Source organism: Ruminococcus sp. RTP21484sp1_RTP21277st1_D2_RTP21277_210401 (assembly GCF_040924225.1).
Lineage (GTDB): Bacteria > Bacillota > Clostridia > Lachnospirales > Lachnospiraceae > Blautia_A > Blautia_A faecis.
In genome coordinates this window covers 133,100-148,417 of the sequence record NZ_JBCOMJ010000001.1, presented here as the reverse complement: position 1 = coordinate 148,417, position 15,318 = coordinate 133,100, and the positions used below count along the sequence as shown (strand labels likewise).

Sequence of the window (15,318 nt, the reverse complement as noted above, 5' to 3'; positions counted from 1 at the left end):
TTAACTAAGTCTCCATTGTGATAAGAGATAATATAACCTATACTATGATTACCAGCTGGGGTAAAACTGGAAAGGAGAACGTCAATGGAATTGAAAATTGGAAGCAAAATAGCAGAGTTGCGAAAAGCGAAAGGAATGACACAAGAGCAATTGGCATTGGCTTTGGGAATTTCGGCACCAGCCGTTAGCAAATGGGAGACGGATAATTCGTATCCAGACATTACGTTATTATGTCCTTTGGCAAGAGCTTTGGACACAAATGTAGATACATTGTTGGAATATGATGAAGTAATGACAGAAGAAAAAGTAAAAGCGTACACAAATGAAATAATAAAAATTGAAAGAAATGGCGATGTTTTATTGGCAAATGAAAAGTTACAGAAATTATTATGTCAATATCCGAATAGTGTGTCTATGAAATTTCATGCTGTTACACTGATCACTTCTTTTCAAGTAATGCATCCAGAGTGTACGGAAACTCAAAGAAATGAATGGGAGAAACAGAAGAAAAAGTTGTTGGAAGAAATATATGAAAGCAAAAATCCGGCATATATGAATAATGCGATTTCAGCTTTGGCAGTACTTGCAATACAAAATAATGAACTGGACAGAGCAGAAACATTACTCAAACAGTTACCAGAAAATATTGGGGATATTACACATTTCTGGGTACAGATATATTTGAGAAGAGGGAATAATGATAAAGCGTTGGAGTTGCTTCAAAAAAGAATGTTTTCATTAGCAAATCAAATATTGATGTACCTGTCATTGATGATAGAAAAAGTACAGACAGATGACAATAAAGCACTGGAATTATGCAGAATTTATAAAAAAATAGAGGAAACATTCGAAATGAAGGGGAAATCAAGCGAGTTAGTATATGCTTTAGTATACAATAGAGCCGGATATGAAGATAAGGCAACAGATAGCATTATTCGTTATTTAGAAAGCTGTATAACAGATGAAACGGTAATTCCTAACCCGATTTTATTTTCGCCAACAATAAAATTTAAACAGGACAATTCATCTAAAAAAATGAGAAAAGAGATGATATTAAGAGGTCTTTCTGAAGATGAAACATTTTCAAAAATCTGTGAAAATGAAGATGTAAAGCGCTTAATTGAAAAGTTAAGTTCAGAGGTTTAATGTTTTCAATGAAAAGCAAATAGAGGTGATAGATTTGGGAAAATAATGATACTGACATTTGAAGATGGTGAGGATGAAATACTGAATCATATAATATCTTATGTCAGTACAGGAACAGGGGTATTTCAATCGTTTGTAAGTGCAAAGAAAAATTTGATTTTTTCGGGTTTGGAAATAGACATCACAAAGCGATTGGTGAAAAAGCAACAGGAAGAAATCATTTTAACATTTACAGAATTTGAAATTTTATTGTTGTTGGCTCAAAATGCCGGGATAATATTCAGCAAAGAACAGATATATGATAATGTTTTGAAAGAACCATATTCCGGTGATTACAACATTGTTATGAGTCATATTCGCAACATACGGGAAAAGATAGAAGATAATCCAAGCAAGCCAATCTACATACAGACGGTTTGGGGTGTGGGGTATCGGTTTAATCAAAAAATGGTCTAATGATAATAATTTAGGTTAAATTAGGATACGGATACAAATTTAATCGATTTGATCGAGCATTAGAAATAAAACGCTGTAAAAACATTCGTTGATTTTTACAGCACTTTTGGCTATAATAAAGGATGAAATATAGTATTCATTTGGAAAGGATGGTAACTATGCCAAATATATTACCAGTATCTGATTTGAGAAATTACAATGAAGTGTTGAAGAACTGCCAAGTGGGGGAGCCTGTTTTCCTTACTAAAAATGGTAGGGGCAGATTTGTGGTGATGGATATAGAAGATTACGAGCGTGACAAAGCAGAAAAGAAACTTTTAGAAAAGTTGCAAGAGGCAGAGGCGGCTGTCAAGGATGGAGAAGGTTGGTTGTCATTGGATGAACTAAAGACAATGGTGGGAGAATAGAACATGATGAAGTTACGGATTAATCCGTTAGTGGCAAAGGACTTGAAATCTATTAAGGATTATATTGCTGAGGATAATGCAGATAAAGCATTGGAAACAATACAGGAGATTTACAGCCAGTTTGAGAATATACAGCAGTTTCCTTACATTGGTGTAGACTTGACTAAGCGTGTGAGTTTTAAAACGGATTATAAGTATGTAGTGTGGGAAGATTATGTTGTGCTGTATAAGGTTGGAAAAGAAGCAGTGGAGATTTATCGGGTGGTAAATCGGTATCAGGATATAACGAGGATTTTCGAGTAAGGATATTTTTGGTACGATAATAGTGAAATGTGAAACAGTATATAATGGTAAAATTAATATCTAAAGTGGCATTGAAGATATTTGTAGTTTTAGGAGAAGAATAAAAATTTTATCAATTTGGGGAAAATGTAGATTGGAGAACATATGAAAAAAATAGCGACTAAGGGAATAAAAATAGATTTACACATCCATTCCGAGTTTTCAAAAGGGAAAGATGGTCAAAAAGTTGCAGAAAATACATTGAGCAATCTGCCTGTATTGGTTAAGGGATTAATTGATAATAATGTCGAGATGTGTGCGATTACAGATCATGATAGTTTCAATTATGAAATATATTCAGAATTAAAAAAAGAAGAACAAAAAGACAATTGTATTAGTAAAGTTTTACCGGGAATAGAATTTTCGGTAGAATTTATAGATAATAAGGTCATACATATTGTCACAATATTTGATGATAAAGACGAAGAAAAAGTTAAAAGAATTGAAGAAATAATGCTGAAGGGAAAAGGGGCAAGTAGTTATAAAAAGACAAAAGAAGCTTATACAAGAAAGGATTATTTTGAAATACTTTCTGATATAAATATTGATTTTATTATGATAGCGCATCAAAAAAAGACGTTAACTACACAACATAAACCACATGCTAATGACGTAATGTCATTGGGTAAAGATATATTTAATGAATTAGTTTTTATGGATTATTTTGATGCATATGAATTTAGAAATAAGAAAAATGAGATATACAATAAAGCATATTTGACAGAAAATAAACTAGAAGAAAAATTACGTTTTATTACGGGATCAGACTGTCATAGATGGAAATATTACCCTTATACAGAAGAGGATGAAAAGGCAGAATTTAAATTTACATATATTAAATCATTACCTTCATTCAAGGGGTTAGCGATGGCGGTAACAGACCACCATAGGATTGAACTGGAAAATTCATTTTATAATCCGAATGAGAAATATATAAAAGAGATTATTGTGGAAATAGACGGAGAGGAAAATTTGATTCCTTTATCTAGAGGATTGAATGTAATTATCGGTGATAATTCTGTTGGTAAATCTTTGTTTTTGAATGCAATAACAAATGATTGCAAAAAGGTTGATAGAAGGTTGCATGCAGGTTATGAGAAATATATTCAAAAAAATAAGTTGTTATTTAAGACATTTATTAAAGAGGAAGATATTTTTCGATTTAATCAGCAAGGTGAAATTAGAAGTATATTTGATGATGATGGTTTAAAACCTGACAAGTATTTATCTAATTTTTATCCAAATAAAATCAATGCATTCAAATATAGAAATAAAGTTGAGCAGGAAATAGAAAAATTATTTGATGCATTACAAAAAAAGTTTTCTTATGATGAAGATATTAAAAAATTACCGACATTTGTTATTCCCACAAATGAATCTATAGATAAAAGTATTACCTTTATAGACAATGTAAAAAAAATCGATACTAAAGTTCTTCAAGGTTTAGTAGATTCATTCGGGAAGGTGATTGAAAATCTGAACCAGTTACTAAGTAATACTGCTTTATTAGATTCAGATAGACAGCATATTGAAACAACATTAGATATGATCAAGTTGATGAATGAGAAATATGTTGAAAAATTGGATAAGTGTAAAAGAGAAAATGAAAAAATAAATACCTTTAATACTTATATTAGAAGTTATAAGGCAAAATATATTAGAAAAATTACAGATGAACAAGCCGTTTTTTCGGATTATATTGAGGAAAAAGAAATTGCAATTGAGGATATGGCAGAGTTATTGATAAAAAAACGCGGTTTAAGAAGCTATGCGCCTGATATTGCTGAGACTGTAATTGTTCCAGAAACTAATCCTGTAGATAAGTACAGATTTATCTCTAAATTGCAAGTTGAAATAATAAATAATGATTATATTGATGATATTTTAAAATCTATTATTAAAAGAGGAAAAGAGATAGACACTCAGACTATCACAGAAGTAGATTTAAAAGAAATGATAAAGAAGTATCCAAACGAGGATGAAGTAGTGCCATTACAAGTATTAAGAGATAAAGTTACTGCGAGATTGGATACTGATTTTAAAATAAGAAATACGATTGTAGAAGAAAATATGGATGTTTATGATGAAGTATCATCTGGGTTTGATGCACAAATGTATTTTACTTTATTAAGTGGAGAAATGAGAGATAAAGGGTTATATATAATTGACCAACCAGAAGATCATATTTCACAACGTGCTATAAAAGAAAAGGTTTTAGATCAATTTAGAAGAATGGGATCACAAAGACAGGTCATTATGGTAACACATAATCCTCAATTTATAGTTAATTTAGATGTTGATAATGTCATATATTTAAGCAAGGACAAAGGAAAATTTATGATACAATCTGGAGCTTTGGAGTATGAGAATGATGATTATAGCATACTAAAAATAGTAGCAGATAATATTGAAGGTGGTTTGCAAACAATACAAGGAAGGTTAAAGCGGTATGAAAAAGATATATGAATTTAGAACAGACGAAGAGAAATATATGATTGTAAATATGAATCCTAATGAGAAGAAAGAAGCGTTTGAAATCAATAAAAAAGAAATGCAGTTTGATACAAATAAGTTTTATCAGTATGTTTTTGCTGATATAGAGGCAGAGATGGAAATAGAAATTCTTGATACAACGAATGACCAAGATAAGGCAGCAAAACGAGTTTATAATATTATTTCAGAAATTACAAGCGAAGTGATGAAAAAAATGAATGAAAAATGTTTTACAGAATTAACTTAAATTATTATGAACAATTATGTTTATGATGATGAAGGATTTTTCCGTGTTACAGAAATCTTTGTTTACGGATCAGGTAAGCGAGACTGAGATATTTACGGATTTGAGTGTCTGGATGGAAATCCGGAAGATTATTTAAAGTATAAACTATAACGCAATAGCGACATAGCTATTTGCCATGTAATCACATGATAAAGATGAGAGGGATACAGTATGGGATTAAGTTCTTTGACAAGATATAATCTTTTTATGGAAAGCGGAGATTCAATAGAAAGTGATGATGGAATAGTACGCTTTAGGGATTACTTATCAGTTAAGAATATGTATTATGATTCTGCAAGACTCATATGGGGCTTTGAAGACATTATTAATAATGAGGAAAGAATGCCTCAAATGGAAGAATATCAAGGAATCTTTGATCGTAATGCAAACGAAGTCCAAGATTTATTGTTCGTGCAGAGAATAACAAATCAAATACAGCAACAAATGAGTAAAAAAAATGGAAAAAGAACAGTCTTCTTCCAACTCATTTAAAACATACTTTAGATACTTGTTAAAGGCTATTGCAGATTATCAAGAAGAAGTTATAGAAACCAATTTTATTGGGCTTTCGGACAATGAGATCATTCGTACCGCGAGAAAGCAAACCTTTTTGTCATACGCATATTACGACAAGGGGTTAACTCAAGCTTTGTTTTACTATTTTTGGCTTCGATCTGGCTTTTTATATGTTAATTGGATGTGGGATGGAGCAAATAATCACAGTTCCGCCACCAAGGAGAAATTGGAAGATGCTTTAAAAGATAGCAATCAGTTTTTGTTCCTGAGAACAACGAATAGTGAGTTACGAATTCGAGGTAATAATAACAGCATTCGCCAATGGTGTGCTTGGGAAATCGGAAATTTCTACACAAAGCATAAAGAAGAAAAATATTACACAAGTTTTTATGATAAAACAGAACCTCGAAACGATATCTTAGATACATTTAGGCCAATGAGAGAAGTAGTTCTAGGAGAGATACGATGAAAATATTATTTCGTACAATGAGATATAACTGGCGTTACATATTTTCTAAAAGTAACAAAATCGCAGTAGTCCTATTTTCTGTTTGGGGGTTTGTTACATTAGTTACACCTACAGATATTATGTTAAATTGTATTGATAATGTAGTTCTGCGAATAATTGTAGCCGTGCTTATTTTGATGGTAATCTATTTTGCTATAGTAATAGGGGTCACGATTTATACGAATCAAAGAAAACAAGTGAAAATTTTTGATCTTCACTCAAATCATTCGTTGTTTGTGGAATATGGGGATTTATTTAATAGCGGAGATCCAAATGAAGAGAAGAACATTGCTTTTGCTGGGAATCGATGTTTCGACACGATTGTGGATGATGATTTAATAGGGTCAAAAAAAATTCACGGTATGGCACTTAAGCGAATATATGAGCAAGGCAATAGGGATTCAGATACAGTCTCGAATGAGATACAAAACAATTTGTCATTGCATGGATATAAGTATACAGATCTCAAACAAAAAGAAAAACGAAGTGGAAACTTGCGTCGATATGATGTCGGATCGGTTGCTGAAATAAATGGTCTCAACAATGAACAGTACTTTATCTTGGGGCTAACATATTTTGACAATGAATTAAGAGCCCATGTCGAAAAGATAGACTATATAAAAGCTATAGCTTCTTTAGTAAAGTATATTTCAGAACGCTCTCAAGGGTTTTCTACATATATGCCTGTAATTGGGACGGGAGGGGCTGATGCAGGCAGTGTAAATGACTTAGTTGTCTATATTGTTAAAACAATTGAGCTTTTTAAGGATGAAATAGATTGCGATATACATATTGTTGTAAGTGATAAAGAAGAAAAATTAGGTTTGATGAACCTGAAAATGTTATAGGGAGGAACCACACGTGAACAGAACAGGTACATATGTTGCCTTTGACGGGCAGGGATCGACAGATCCTACAGAAAGCGATATTCATTATTTTAACTTGCTGAAGGCATGGAATAAATCTGGAAGTATAGATTTTAGGTTTACTAATTCACATGAAAAAACTTATCAGGTACGTGATAGCTCATCAAAAGCAACGCTTTTTAACAGATTAGAAACTAGATTATCAGCGAGTAAGAATTTTCTTCTGATTATATCGGATAAGACAAATTATGACAGAGGAATTCTTAATTGGGAAATTGAAAAGGCCGTTGATTATTATGAGTTGCCAATCATAATAGCATATCCAGGGTATTCTAAGATTGGCGCACCTTCAGAATTGAATAGCATGTGGACAAAATCTTTGGCGGAACGAATAAAAAATGAAAGGGCACATTGTATACATATACCGTTTAAAAAAGAACCGATATTTGACGCGATTAATCAGTTTTCTGTTGTTAATTCAAAGTATCCTAAAGGAGGCGCTTTGGGGTGTTACTCAGAGGAAGCGTATAAAAGCTGGGGTATTGTTTAGCAACGTGAAAACGAGCTTCGGCTTATATGCTATTCTGGGTACAATTTGGGTACAGCAGCTTTGTAACCACATTAATAAGATACAAAACCGTATCAAAATGATGCGGTTTTGAAACGCAATAACAATAAAGTAACATGAAAAAGTAAACCAGAAAAAGAGTTTGAATAGTTTGAAATGCTTTAAGAACCCAGTATTTATGCGGGTTTGCAGCACTTCAAGAAGTCTTTTGATAACAAATTGATAACAGCTGCATGTGAGTCATTATTCTTGTAATCCAGTGGTTTTAGGGTTAGAGAATGATGACAGGTGGTTGTGCAACAAATAAATCCATATTATAAACGAAGCCCTTAGCTGTGGGTATAAAACTCATGGCTAAGGGCTTTTTGTCGCTATTTTTTGGAGGGGGGGGTCTTTTTCTTTGGTGCAGGAAGTTCATCGTACATAGACAGAAACAGGTTGCAAAGAAAGTAAGCGCTTAATTTTTAGGTATGATAGAAAAATCCCCGACTACTTTTCAGTAGCCGGAGCACCTTGACAATTCACATATGATTGATTTGATTCGTTTGCACGACGTTCGATCTCAGCTTTGACGGTTTCGTTCCATGGCACCAGAAGTTCTAATTCATCATCACTCATCCTGTCATCAGGCAGTTTTTCCAGCAGATAAGTAAGATAGTGATAGACGTTTACTCCATTGGCTTTTGCCATTTCTACCATTGTGTACACGATAGCGCTGGCCTGGGCTCCGTTTGGTGTATCGCAGAACAGCCAGTTTTTACGGCCTACTGTAAACGGGCGGATCGCATTTTCACTGAGATTATTAGAAAAACTGCAGCGGCCGTCTTCCAGATAGGTGGACAGATAGGAGCGGCGATTCTGAATATAGGTGACAGCTTTATCCATTCTGCTTCCACGGATAGGGCTTTGCTGATCAAGCCACGACAAAAAGCCTTCTACTACCGGCTTTTCTTTTTCAAGACGAGCCTTTTTGATAGCATCGAAGGAAGAATACTTTGATCTGATCACATCTTCCAGGTGGAAGAGCTGGTTAATGTACAGCATTCCCTGTACGGATGGCTGGGTATAATCCAGAGCCTTTCCCTTGGGAATGGCATCTGTCAGATATCTTCTGATGTGTGCCCAGCAGGCTGTGCGTTTGGCATCTGGAACTTTATTGTATCCACTATAGCCGTCACACATCAGATAACCCTTGAAGCCGTGAAGAAAATCTACGGCATTATCCCCGGCTCGGGTCTCCGAGTATTTATAGAGGATAATAGGTGGTCCTCCGTCTTCACCGCTGCGGAACAGCCACATATATGACTTGGTCTGTGCACGGCGTTCCGGTTCATGCAGAACCTGAAGTGGCGTTTCATCTGCCATCGCGAATCCTCGTTCCAGAAGTTTCCTGTGGAAGTATTCATACATAGGAAGAAAAAATGCTTCAGAATTTCGGATCACCCAGTTTGCCATAGTAGCTCTGGTGATCTCTACGCCATACTGTTTCCAGTCTTTTTCCTGACGGTAGTATGGAAGACCATTACAAAACTTCTGGTACATTACCCAGGCAACCGTTCCGGCAGAAGCCATTCCATAAAGCATATGAGCTCTGCCATCTTTTCCTTTTTTAATAATCGGAATATCCTGAAGCCTGCACTGCGGGCACTCATAGCTCTTACTGTAGTATTTATATACTTTCAGTTTTGCCGGTACAAAAACCAGTTCTCGGCGGACAAACTCTTCCCCGATTTCTTTCAGTGGGGTACCACAGACAGGGCAGAGTTTCTCTTCCTCAGAAAGTTCCAGATACTTTTTTTCAACAGGAACTCCCTTAAAACGCTCCGCATCTGTAGCTCTTGCTTTTCGCTTTTTTGCTGTTTTTTCCGGAAGAATTGTTTCAAGATCCTCTGCTTTTGCAGCCTCCGGATCCTGTTCCAGTTCAGCCTCGTTGAAAAAGTTTAACTGTCCTGGAATATTGAGAGTTCTTTTTTCGCTGGAGGTGCCAAACAGTTTTTTTCGGAGAAGGTCTATCTCTTCTTTCAGATTATCTCGTTCCTGGGTGAGAACCGCTTCCCGTTTATTGGCAGCATCGACAGTTGCCTGAAGTGTTTTTATCATCTTTTTGAGATCGTTTATCATGTCCTTCAGCTCACGGAGCTGGATATCTTTGGAACTGTCTGCCACTGCTTTTTCCTCCTGTTTCTGATGTTTCCATTATACCAGAAAACAGTGGCTTTTCCTAGCAAAACAGCGGATTTACCAGACCTTGAAAGTGCCGAAAATACAGCAAAAAGCAAGAGTTTTATGTGCATCTTTTTTACGTTGCCTTGATCGCTTTGGGCTGCTCAATATCAATGCCAGACATCAGCCAGTCGAACTCCCGCCATGTAAGATTCCGGACCTCAGATTTATTCCTGGGCCACCGGTAAGATCCCTGGGCGGTCAGTCTTTTGTAGATCATAACGATCCCGTCAGGTTCTTTTAAAATAGCTTTGATACGGTCGCATCTACGGCCGCAGAAAAGAAAAAGTGCATGGTCGATCTCCATCGAAAACTGTTCCTGGATGATCGCACATAATCCATCAATGGACTTGCGCATATCTGTTCTGCCACAGACGATATAGATCGCATCAACACTTGAGATATCCGCTAACATAACGACTCCTTAAGCGTATCCATAAGCATCTTCAGAAGTAACGGTTTGATCTCATTACTCATTCGTATAAGCAATCCGTCTGCTTCGATTTCAATCGTATGTGAATTGTCAAGGTGCATAGGTCTGTTTCCATTATCTGGGATCAGTCCTGCCGGAGAAGACTCCGGTTCTATAGCAATCTGGACTACATCCTGTTTATGGGATGTAAGGTCAAGAGTGCTGGCTTTGGGGGCTGGATCCGGTATCTGACAGGCTTTTTTGCGGAGACGGGTAACTGCATTGTAAAAACAGCTGGGAGATATCCCATGCTCATTACACCATGCAACATCTGTCAGGCCGCTTTGTCTGCATTCGGTTACCAGTTCCATCCATTCGTCCAGGGAACGCCCTGGAGCACGTTTCTTACTCATAATGAAACCTCCAAATGTAGTAAATTTCTACATCCTATCAAGCGGAGTGTAGTAAAAATCTATTTACTATCATTATGAGTTTAAAAACGTAGACAGTAAAGCTACCCAAGATTTAAGCGCTTACCAAAGAAATTCTCTGCTGTCAACATCATCGACTAAAAGCATTTCCTTTGCTCCCTCATAGGGTAATTCGTAAGTTGCTGTCGGCATAAGGAAAATGGCAGAGGATACGGGTTTTACAAGTAAGCGGTCATCGTAAATACCGCCAACGATTTTGTCACGGTAGTAGAGAATGTACTCGCCCATCATTGCCCGATAGGAGATGCTGTCCAAATCGGATAGCTGTTCTAATACAAAGGTTAAATAATCTTTACTTGACGCCATAGTACACCTGCTTTCAATCATCGGTTTTGAGTTTGTCTTTGAAGGCTTCAACCATAGCGGCACTAAGTTCCTGCGAAGGAACTTTCGCCCAAATTTGCGTGGTATCAAATTCCGGGTAATGGTAACGCCACTCATCGTATTTGTCTTTACTGATTTCTTCAGAAGATAGCTTGTCAGCCTGCTCTTTCCAGGCGTACAGCATTTTCCGGAGTTCGTGAGCGTCTTTGCCTTTGGAAGTATCCACTTTCAGACAGATTTCTCCGTCTGCTGATTCACTGACAGTCAGACCGTACAAATCTTCAAGGGTAAATAAAGTGTGCATCAGTCCGATATAGCTGTCAATATCAGGCACATCGAGGGCATGAGGAGAAACATCAAGAGCCTGTGCCAGTGCAGCAGTAAGTTCTGCCTTCGGTTTTCTTGTTCCAGTTTCGTATTGTGCTAAACGTACATCGGCACTTCGCTCAGGAAAGCCGACAATCGTATGGATATGAGTTTTGAAGCCTTTACCGAACTGTATATCCGGGATATGAAAAGCCGTCTGAAGGAGAACACATGGCTGACAAAAGAGCATATCATCCGCACGAAGATTTTACCTTATTTCGGCAAGCTGAAAATCAGCGAGATTTCTACAAAAGAGGTTATCGCATGGCAGAATGAAATGCTTGCCTATCGGGATGAGAAGAAAAAGCCATATTCACAGACCTATCTGAAAACACTGCACAATCAGTTGTCCGCTATCTTCAATCATGCGGTGCGGTATTATGAACTGCGTTCCAATCCTGCCGCCAAGGTGGGAAATATGGGAAGTTAAGAAAAAATCTATGGATAGAGAACGATAAGAAAGGTGGAAACGATTATGAAGAAAACAATATTTGAAGAAATGGGTGGCACTTATATCAGACATGGGGATTATCTTATCCCCTGTCTTGCTTTGCCGGAGGACGAAGAACAAAGATTCATCGGCGTATGGGGACAAAGACATAAACGCTATCTGAAAGAACATAAGAAAGTAGTTTATATTACTCTGCTTACAAGTGGTAGGCTGAATAGTTATCTTGCAGATATAGAAGAACAAGCTCAGGAACGCTTTGAAAGGATTGTAGATCAGATGAAACAGGCACAGGGGATCACGGAACAGTTAAAGGCAGAAAATCAGATGGAATGGGTGGTGAGAATGAACAATATACAGGCGTGTGCAAGAGAGGTTGTGAACGCCGAATTGATTTATAACTAAAAGAAAAGAGATTTTGGATAAATGCTTGACTGTAAACCTTGTTTATAGCTTATTCTTAAGATAAAATAGAGTTGCTTGAAAGGAGTGCATAACATGACAATAAAAGATGTAGAAGAACGAACAGGTTTATCCCGTTCTAATGTCCGTTTTTATGAAAAGGAAAAACTCGTTGAGCCTTCAAGAAATGAAAGTAATGGTTATAGAGATTATTCTGAAAATGATGTGGAAAATATAAAGAAGATAGCATATCTGCGTACATTGGGAATTTCTATTGAGGATATACGAAGTATTATATCTGGGAAAGTAACTTTGCAGGAAACGCTTGAGAAGCAGAATGAAGTATTAAAAAGTCAGATTACTGATTTGAATAAGGCGAAACTCATGTGCGAAAAAATGCTGGATGAAGAAAGTATTAGTTATGAAAAATTACAGGTAGAACAATATGTAACAGAGTTGCAGGATTATTGGAAAGATAATCAAACTGTTTTCAAATTGGATTCAGTCAGCTTTTTGTATATATGGGGAAGTATGCTTACTTGGATAACGATTACCGTATTATGCTTGATTATTGGGGCGTTGTCTTATTCTAAGCTGCCAGTAAAGATTCCGGTACAATGGAGTAAAGGTGTGGCAACATCTTTGGTGAATAAAAACTGGATTTTTATTTGTCCCGTTATCTGTATTATAATCCGTTATTTATTAAAACCTTTTATTTATGCCAAATTACAGATGAACAATTATTATGGAGATATTATAACAGAGTATTTGACAAATTATATGTGTTTTATTGTGTTGTCGGTAGAAATTTTCTCCATACTTTTTACTTTCGGAGTGGTAAAAAATATTGTTGTACTGTTATTTGTGGACACAGTAGTTTTTATTGGATTGTTAGTCGTTGGGCTGACGAAAATGGATTTGAGAGGAAAAGAAATTTTATGATTCAGATTTCAAATTTAAGTAAAAAATATGGTGAAACGGTTGTTTTTTCGGACTTAAACTATACATTTGAAAATGCTTGTATTTATGGACTTGTTGGAAGAAATGGAGCTGGAAAGACTACTCTTTTAAATATACTTTCGAATTATGACAAAAATTATACAGGAGTAATCTCTATCGACAGAAAAAAGATGAATAAGGTTGATTATCTTGATATGCCGGTCGCCTATGCAATGGATCAACCAAGTTTTTTTAATGAGTTGACGATATATGAAAATCTTTTTTTGATTGCTTCAAGCAGAAAGATAAAAAAACAAGAGGCATTTGATAAAATCGAGAGGATTTTAGATGGGTTGGGATTAAAAAAGTATGAGAACTATTCTCCGTTAGAACTTTCAAAAGGTACAATGCAACGGTTAAATAATGCTTGTGCAATGATACAAGAAGAAAAAATTACTATTTTTGATGAACCATTTTCAGGACTTGATCCTGTCCAAATGAAACTTTTAGAAAATGTAATAGTGGAGTTTCACAAGAAAGAAAAAGGAATTTACATTATTTCAAGCCATGATATAGAGTGTTTACAAAATGTTTGTGACAAGTGTCTTTTGTTACATAACGGACAAATTAGAGAAATCAATATGGAGGAAGTTGACAGAGAGGAAATAGCAAAAATTTTATCTGAAGGGGAGTAAGTATGTATCAGTTGCTTTTGAAACAGAGATTCAAATTTGCAGTTAGAATGGTCAAACGAAATATAGGTGCTTATCTTATACTGATTGCTATTGTGCCATGTATTCTTATATTGCAATCTATGATTCAGAAAAACTATGGAATGGATATTGCTGTTTTTATACCATATGGTATTCTCTGTTTCTTGTTTATGAATTTGTTTGGAACAATACCAAGAATGCGTATTTCTCCTGAAACTTATATTTGGAAAATAGAAAAAACATATATTTGGAGAGTGAAGAAGATAGGAAAAAGCATGGTACTGACGTTGAGTGTTGCGTTGATTTTATTTTGGGCTTTTCCAATGGAGGGAATGGTCTTAAGACAGTTTATTGTGGCTATGCTTTGTAACCCAATTGTCAATATGCATACGGTTTTATCAACACAATATAAATATCGGGATATTATGAATATATGTATGTTGGCAGTAGTAATGATTTGTTTTTTTTATGGAAGTGTATTTGTTACCAGTATATTATTGATCATTTACGGATTATATTTTATTTTATATCCTTATTTTAGCTATCAAGCAATTATCCCGTTCTTTCAACAATATAATCAGATGTTATATGGATTTTTGAATAGAGAATATGATACAGTTTTGCAAACGCAGGATGAAGTGTTCTTCCAAAATAATCAGAAAGAAATGAAAGGACTGATGAAGAAATATTATGGCAGCCGCTATCGTTTTTTGATGGTTTATGAGGTGGTTAGTATTGTCAGAAGAAAGAAACAGATTATGTATCAGTATTTTGCGATTGTTTTAATCACAATGTTATTATCGCAGATAGACGGAAAATATATTGAGTATGTATTATTGTTTTCTATATTGATATTAGGACAGAATGTTGTCAGCTATAATGTGCAAAATGAATTACGTTTAGTTAGAAAAGGATTTCCGCTCAGATATTCTTTAAAAGAAAAATTACAATGTAAGTCAGTTATTGGAATGTTCTTGTTGTTACTTCCAATGCTCTGTTATTGGATAGCGTATAAAATTGAATTATTTAGTATTATCCTTTGGATATGGATACCGATTCAGAGTATTATAATATATACAGCAAAGAACCGACTGCAAAGGTTACTATATATACTTCCGTTTTATATTTTGTCATTGTTATCTATGAGAGTATGGCAGATGTTTTTTTAACAATAAGATTATTGATTTTCTAAGCAAAACCGCTTATAATTTGAGTTGGTATATATTGCTATTATCCACAGTTACAGGGCGTGTGTTATCAATGCCGATAACAAAATGATAACATTAGCCTGTATAGGCAGGATAATATGGATAAATCAAATAATTAAAAGAAAAGCGAACACGGCAACAAATAATCTCTAAACAAAATTGATTAGTGATTGTCGAGTTCGAATAAAATATATATCACAGGGC

Annotated in this window: 18 protein-coding genes and 2 pseudogenes; 15 read left to right on the top strand and 5 right to left on the bottom strand. The window is 35.2% G+C overall.

What is annotated here, in order from left to right; translation table 11 throughout:
* Window positions 1-84 precede the first annotated feature (84 nt).
* The 10 genes from AB5706_RS00730 to AB5706_RS00685 all read left to right on the top strand — a co-directional run bounded on the left by AB5706_RS00730 (window position 85) and on the right by AB5706_RS00685 (window position 7,570).
* Window positions 85-1,146, top strand: coding sequence for a helix-turn-helix domain-containing protein (locus tag AB5706_RS00730; protein WP_173773053.1), 1,062 nt, complete (start codon window positions 85-87; stop codon window positions 1,144-1,146).
* A 45-nt stretch (window positions 1,147-1,191) separates the two neighbouring features.
* A complete protein-coding gene (locus AB5706_RS00725) occupies window positions 1,192-1,602 on the top strand; it encodes a winged helix-turn-helix domain-containing protein (RefSeq protein WP_179988256.1) in 411 nt (136 codons plus the stop codon).
* Window positions 1,603-1,760: 158 nt separating this feature from the next.
* Window positions 1,761-2,009 carry a type II toxin-antitoxin system prevent-host-death family antitoxin gene (locus AB5706_RS00720; protein ID WP_173773054.1) on the top strand — a complete coding sequence of 83 codons (249 nt, stop codon included), beginning with the start codon at window positions 1,761-1,763 and terminating at the stop codon, window positions 2,007-2,009.
* A 3-nt stretch (window positions 2,010-2,012) separates the two neighbouring features.
* Window positions 2,013-2,312, top strand: a complete 300-nt coding sequence (locus AB5706_RS00715) for a type II toxin-antitoxin system RelE/ParE family toxin (protein ID WP_173773055.1) — start codon at window positions 2,013-2,015, stop codon at window positions 2,310-2,312.
* Between the two features lie 144 nt (window positions 2,313-2,456).
* Entirely contained in the window at window positions 2,457-4,817 is a 2,361-nt protein-coding gene (locus AB5706_RS00710) for a hypothetical protein (protein ID WP_173773056.1), read from the top strand.
* Entirely contained in the window at window positions 4,801-5,091 is a 291-nt protein-coding gene (locus AB5706_RS00705; protein ID WP_173773057.1) for a hypothetical protein, read from the top strand. Before AB5706_RS00710 ends, AB5706_RS00705 begins: the two co-directional genes overlap by 17 nt.
* A 210-nt stretch (window positions 5,092-5,301) precedes the next feature.
* Window positions 5,302-5,622 carry a hypothetical protein gene (locus AB5706_RS00700; RefSeq protein ID WP_226855687.1) on the top strand — a complete coding sequence of 107 codons (321 nt, stop codon included), beginning with the start codon at window positions 5,302-5,304 and terminating at the stop codon, window positions 5,620-5,622.
* Window positions 5,588-6,115, top strand: coding sequence for a hypothetical protein (locus tag AB5706_RS00695; RefSeq protein WP_233455978.1), 528 nt, complete (start codon window positions 5,588-5,590; stop codon window positions 6,113-6,115). Before AB5706_RS00700 ends, AB5706_RS00695 begins: the two co-directional genes overlap by 35 nt.
* The gene (locus tag AB5706_RS00690) at window positions 6,112-7,002 is read left to right on the top strand and encodes a macro domain-containing protein (protein WP_173773058.1); all 891 of its coding nucleotides are present in this window, start codon (window positions 6,112-6,114) and stop codon (window positions 7,000-7,002) included. The genes AB5706_RS00695 and AB5706_RS00690 overlap by 4 nt, the downstream gene beginning before the upstream one ends.
* A gap of 13 nt (window positions 7,003-7,015) precedes the next feature.
* The gene (locus AB5706_RS00685; RefSeq protein ID WP_118752367.1) at window positions 7,016-7,570 is read left to right on the top strand and encodes a TIR domain-containing protein; all 555 of its coding nucleotides are present in this window, start codon (window positions 7,016-7,018) and stop codon (window positions 7,568-7,570) included.
* 570 nt (window positions 7,571-8,140) lie between these two features.
* Here the strand turns inward: AB5706_RS00685 and tnpC are convergent.
* The 5 genes and pseudogenes from tnpC to AB5706_RS00660 all read right to left on the bottom strand — a co-directional run.
* Window positions 8,141-9,754: pseudogene (tnpC, locus tag AB5706_RS00680) on the bottom strand (IS66 family transposase); the annotation flags it as partial.
* 133 nt (window positions 9,755-9,887) lie between these two features.
* Window positions 9,888-10,226: an IS66 family insertion sequence element accessory protein TnpB gene (tnpB, locus tag AB5706_RS00675; protein WP_055058750.1), complete on the bottom strand. Its 339-nt coding sequence runs from the start codon at window positions 10,224-10,226 to the stop codon at window positions 9,888-9,890.
* Window positions 10,220-10,636 carry an IS66 family insertion sequence element accessory protein TnpA gene (tnpA, locus tag AB5706_RS00670; protein ID WP_173773059.1) on the bottom strand — a complete coding sequence of 139 codons (417 nt, stop codon included), beginning with the start codon at window positions 10,634-10,636 and terminating at the stop codon, window positions 10,220-10,222. The genes tnpB and tnpA overlap by 7 nt, the downstream gene beginning before the upstream one ends.
* A gap of 120 nt (window positions 10,637-10,756) precedes the next feature.
* Window positions 10,757-11,020: a TfoX/Sxy family protein gene (locus AB5706_RS00665; protein WP_173770949.1), complete on the bottom strand. Its 264-nt coding sequence runs from the start codon at window positions 11,018-11,020 to the stop codon at window positions 10,757-10,759.
* A 13-nt stretch (window positions 11,021-11,033) separates the two neighbouring features.
* Window positions 11,034-11,549, bottom strand: a complete 516-nt coding sequence (locus AB5706_RS00660) for a helix-turn-helix domain-containing protein (RefSeq protein ID WP_173770955.1) — start codon at window positions 11,547-11,549, stop codon at window positions 11,034-11,036.
* Between AB5706_RS00660 and AB5706_RS00655 the strand changes: the two are divergent.
* The 5 genes and pseudogenes from AB5706_RS00655 to AB5706_RS00635 form a co-directional block, all read left to right on the top strand.
* Window positions 11,505-11,831: pseudogene (locus AB5706_RS00655) on the top strand (tyrosine-type recombinase/integrase); the annotation flags it as partial. The gene AB5706_RS00660 and the pseudogene AB5706_RS00655 overlap by 45 nt on opposite strands.
* Window positions 11,832-11,879: 48 nt before the next feature.
* Complete coding sequence (locus AB5706_RS00650; protein WP_173770948.1) at window positions 11,880-12,257, top strand: TnpV protein; 378 nt, start codon at window positions 11,880-11,882, stop codon at window positions 12,255-12,257.
* 93 nt (window positions 12,258-12,350) lie between these two features.
* A complete protein-coding gene (locus tag AB5706_RS00645) occupies window positions 12,351-13,196 on the top strand; it encodes a MerR family transcriptional regulator (RefSeq protein WP_015540721.1) in 846 nt (281 codons plus the stop codon).
* The gene (locus AB5706_RS00640) at window positions 13,193-13,888 is read left to right on the top strand and encodes an ATP-binding cassette domain-containing protein (RefSeq protein ID WP_173770947.1); all 696 of its coding nucleotides are present in this window, start codon (window positions 13,193-13,195) and stop codon (window positions 13,886-13,888) included. Before AB5706_RS00645 ends, AB5706_RS00640 begins: the two co-directional genes overlap by 4 nt.
* 2 nt (window positions 13,889-13,890) lie before the next feature.
* Window positions 13,891-15,075, top strand: coding sequence for a hypothetical protein (locus AB5706_RS00635; RefSeq protein ID WP_015540723.1), 1,185 nt, complete (start codon window positions 13,891-13,893; stop codon window positions 15,073-15,075).
* The last annotated feature ends 243 nt before the right edge of the window (window positions 15,076-15,318 follow it).

Excerpts from the sequence above, each read along its gene's own strand:
- AB5706_RS00700 (WP_226855687.1), top strand. The coding sequence starts at position 5,302 with ATGGGATTAAGTTCTTTGACAAGATATAATCTTTTTATGGAAAGCGGA.
- AB5706_RS00640 (WP_173770947.1), top strand. The coding sequence starts at position 13,193 with ATGATTCAGATTTCAAATTTAAGTAAAAAATATGGTGAAACGGTTGTT.
- tnpB (WP_055058750.1), bottom strand. The coding sequence starts at position 10,226 with ATGTTAGCGGATATCTCAAGTGTTGATGCGATCTATATCGTCTGTGGC.
- tnpA (WP_173773059.1), bottom strand. The coding sequence starts at position 10,636 with ATGAGTAAGAAACGTGCTCCAGGGCGTTCCCTGGACGAATGGATGGAA.
- AB5706_RS00695 (WP_233455978.1), top strand. The coding sequence starts at position 5,588 with ATGGAAAAAGAACAGTCTTCTTCCAACTCATTTAAAACATACTTTAGA.
- AB5706_RS00710 (WP_173773056.1), top strand. The coding sequence starts at position 2,457 with ATGAAAAAAATAGCGACTAAGGGAATAAAAATAGATTTACACATCCAT.
- AB5706_RS00705 (WP_173773057.1), top strand. The coding sequence starts at position 4,801 with ATGAAAAAGATATATGAATTTAGAACAGACGAAGAGAAATATATGATT.
- AB5706_RS00730 (WP_173773053.1), top strand. The coding sequence starts at position 85 with ATGGAATTGAAAATTGGAAGCAAAATAGCAGAGTTGCGAAAAGCGAAA.
- AB5706_RS00715 (WP_173773055.1), top strand. The coding sequence starts at position 2,013 with ATGATGAAGTTACGGATTAATCCGTTAGTGGCAAAGGACTTGAAATCT.
- AB5706_RS00690 (WP_173773058.1), top strand. The coding sequence starts at position 6,112 with ATGAAAATATTATTTCGTACAATGAGATATAACTGGCGTTACATATTT.
- AB5706_RS00635 (WP_015540723.1), top strand. The coding sequence starts at position 13,891 with ATGTATCAGTTGCTTTTGAAACAGAGATTCAAATTTGCAGTTAGAATG.
- AB5706_RS00645 (WP_015540721.1), top strand. The coding sequence starts at position 12,351 with ATGACAATAAAAGATGTAGAAGAACGAACAGGTTTATCCCGTTCTAAT.
- AB5706_RS00665 (WP_173770949.1), bottom strand. The coding sequence starts at position 11,020 with ATGGCGTCAAGTAAAGATTATTTAACCTTTGTATTAGAACAGCTATCC.
- AB5706_RS00720 (WP_173773054.1), top strand. The coding sequence starts at position 1,761 with ATGCCAAATATATTACCAGTATCTGATTTGAGAAATTACAATGAAGTG.
- AB5706_RS00650 (WP_173770948.1), top strand. The coding sequence starts at position 11,880 with ATGAAGAAAACAATATTTGAAGAAATGGGTGGCACTTATATCAGACAT.
- AB5706_RS00725 (WP_179988256.1), top strand. The coding sequence starts at position 1,192 with ATGATACTGACATTTGAAGATGGTGAGGATGAAATACTGAATCATATA.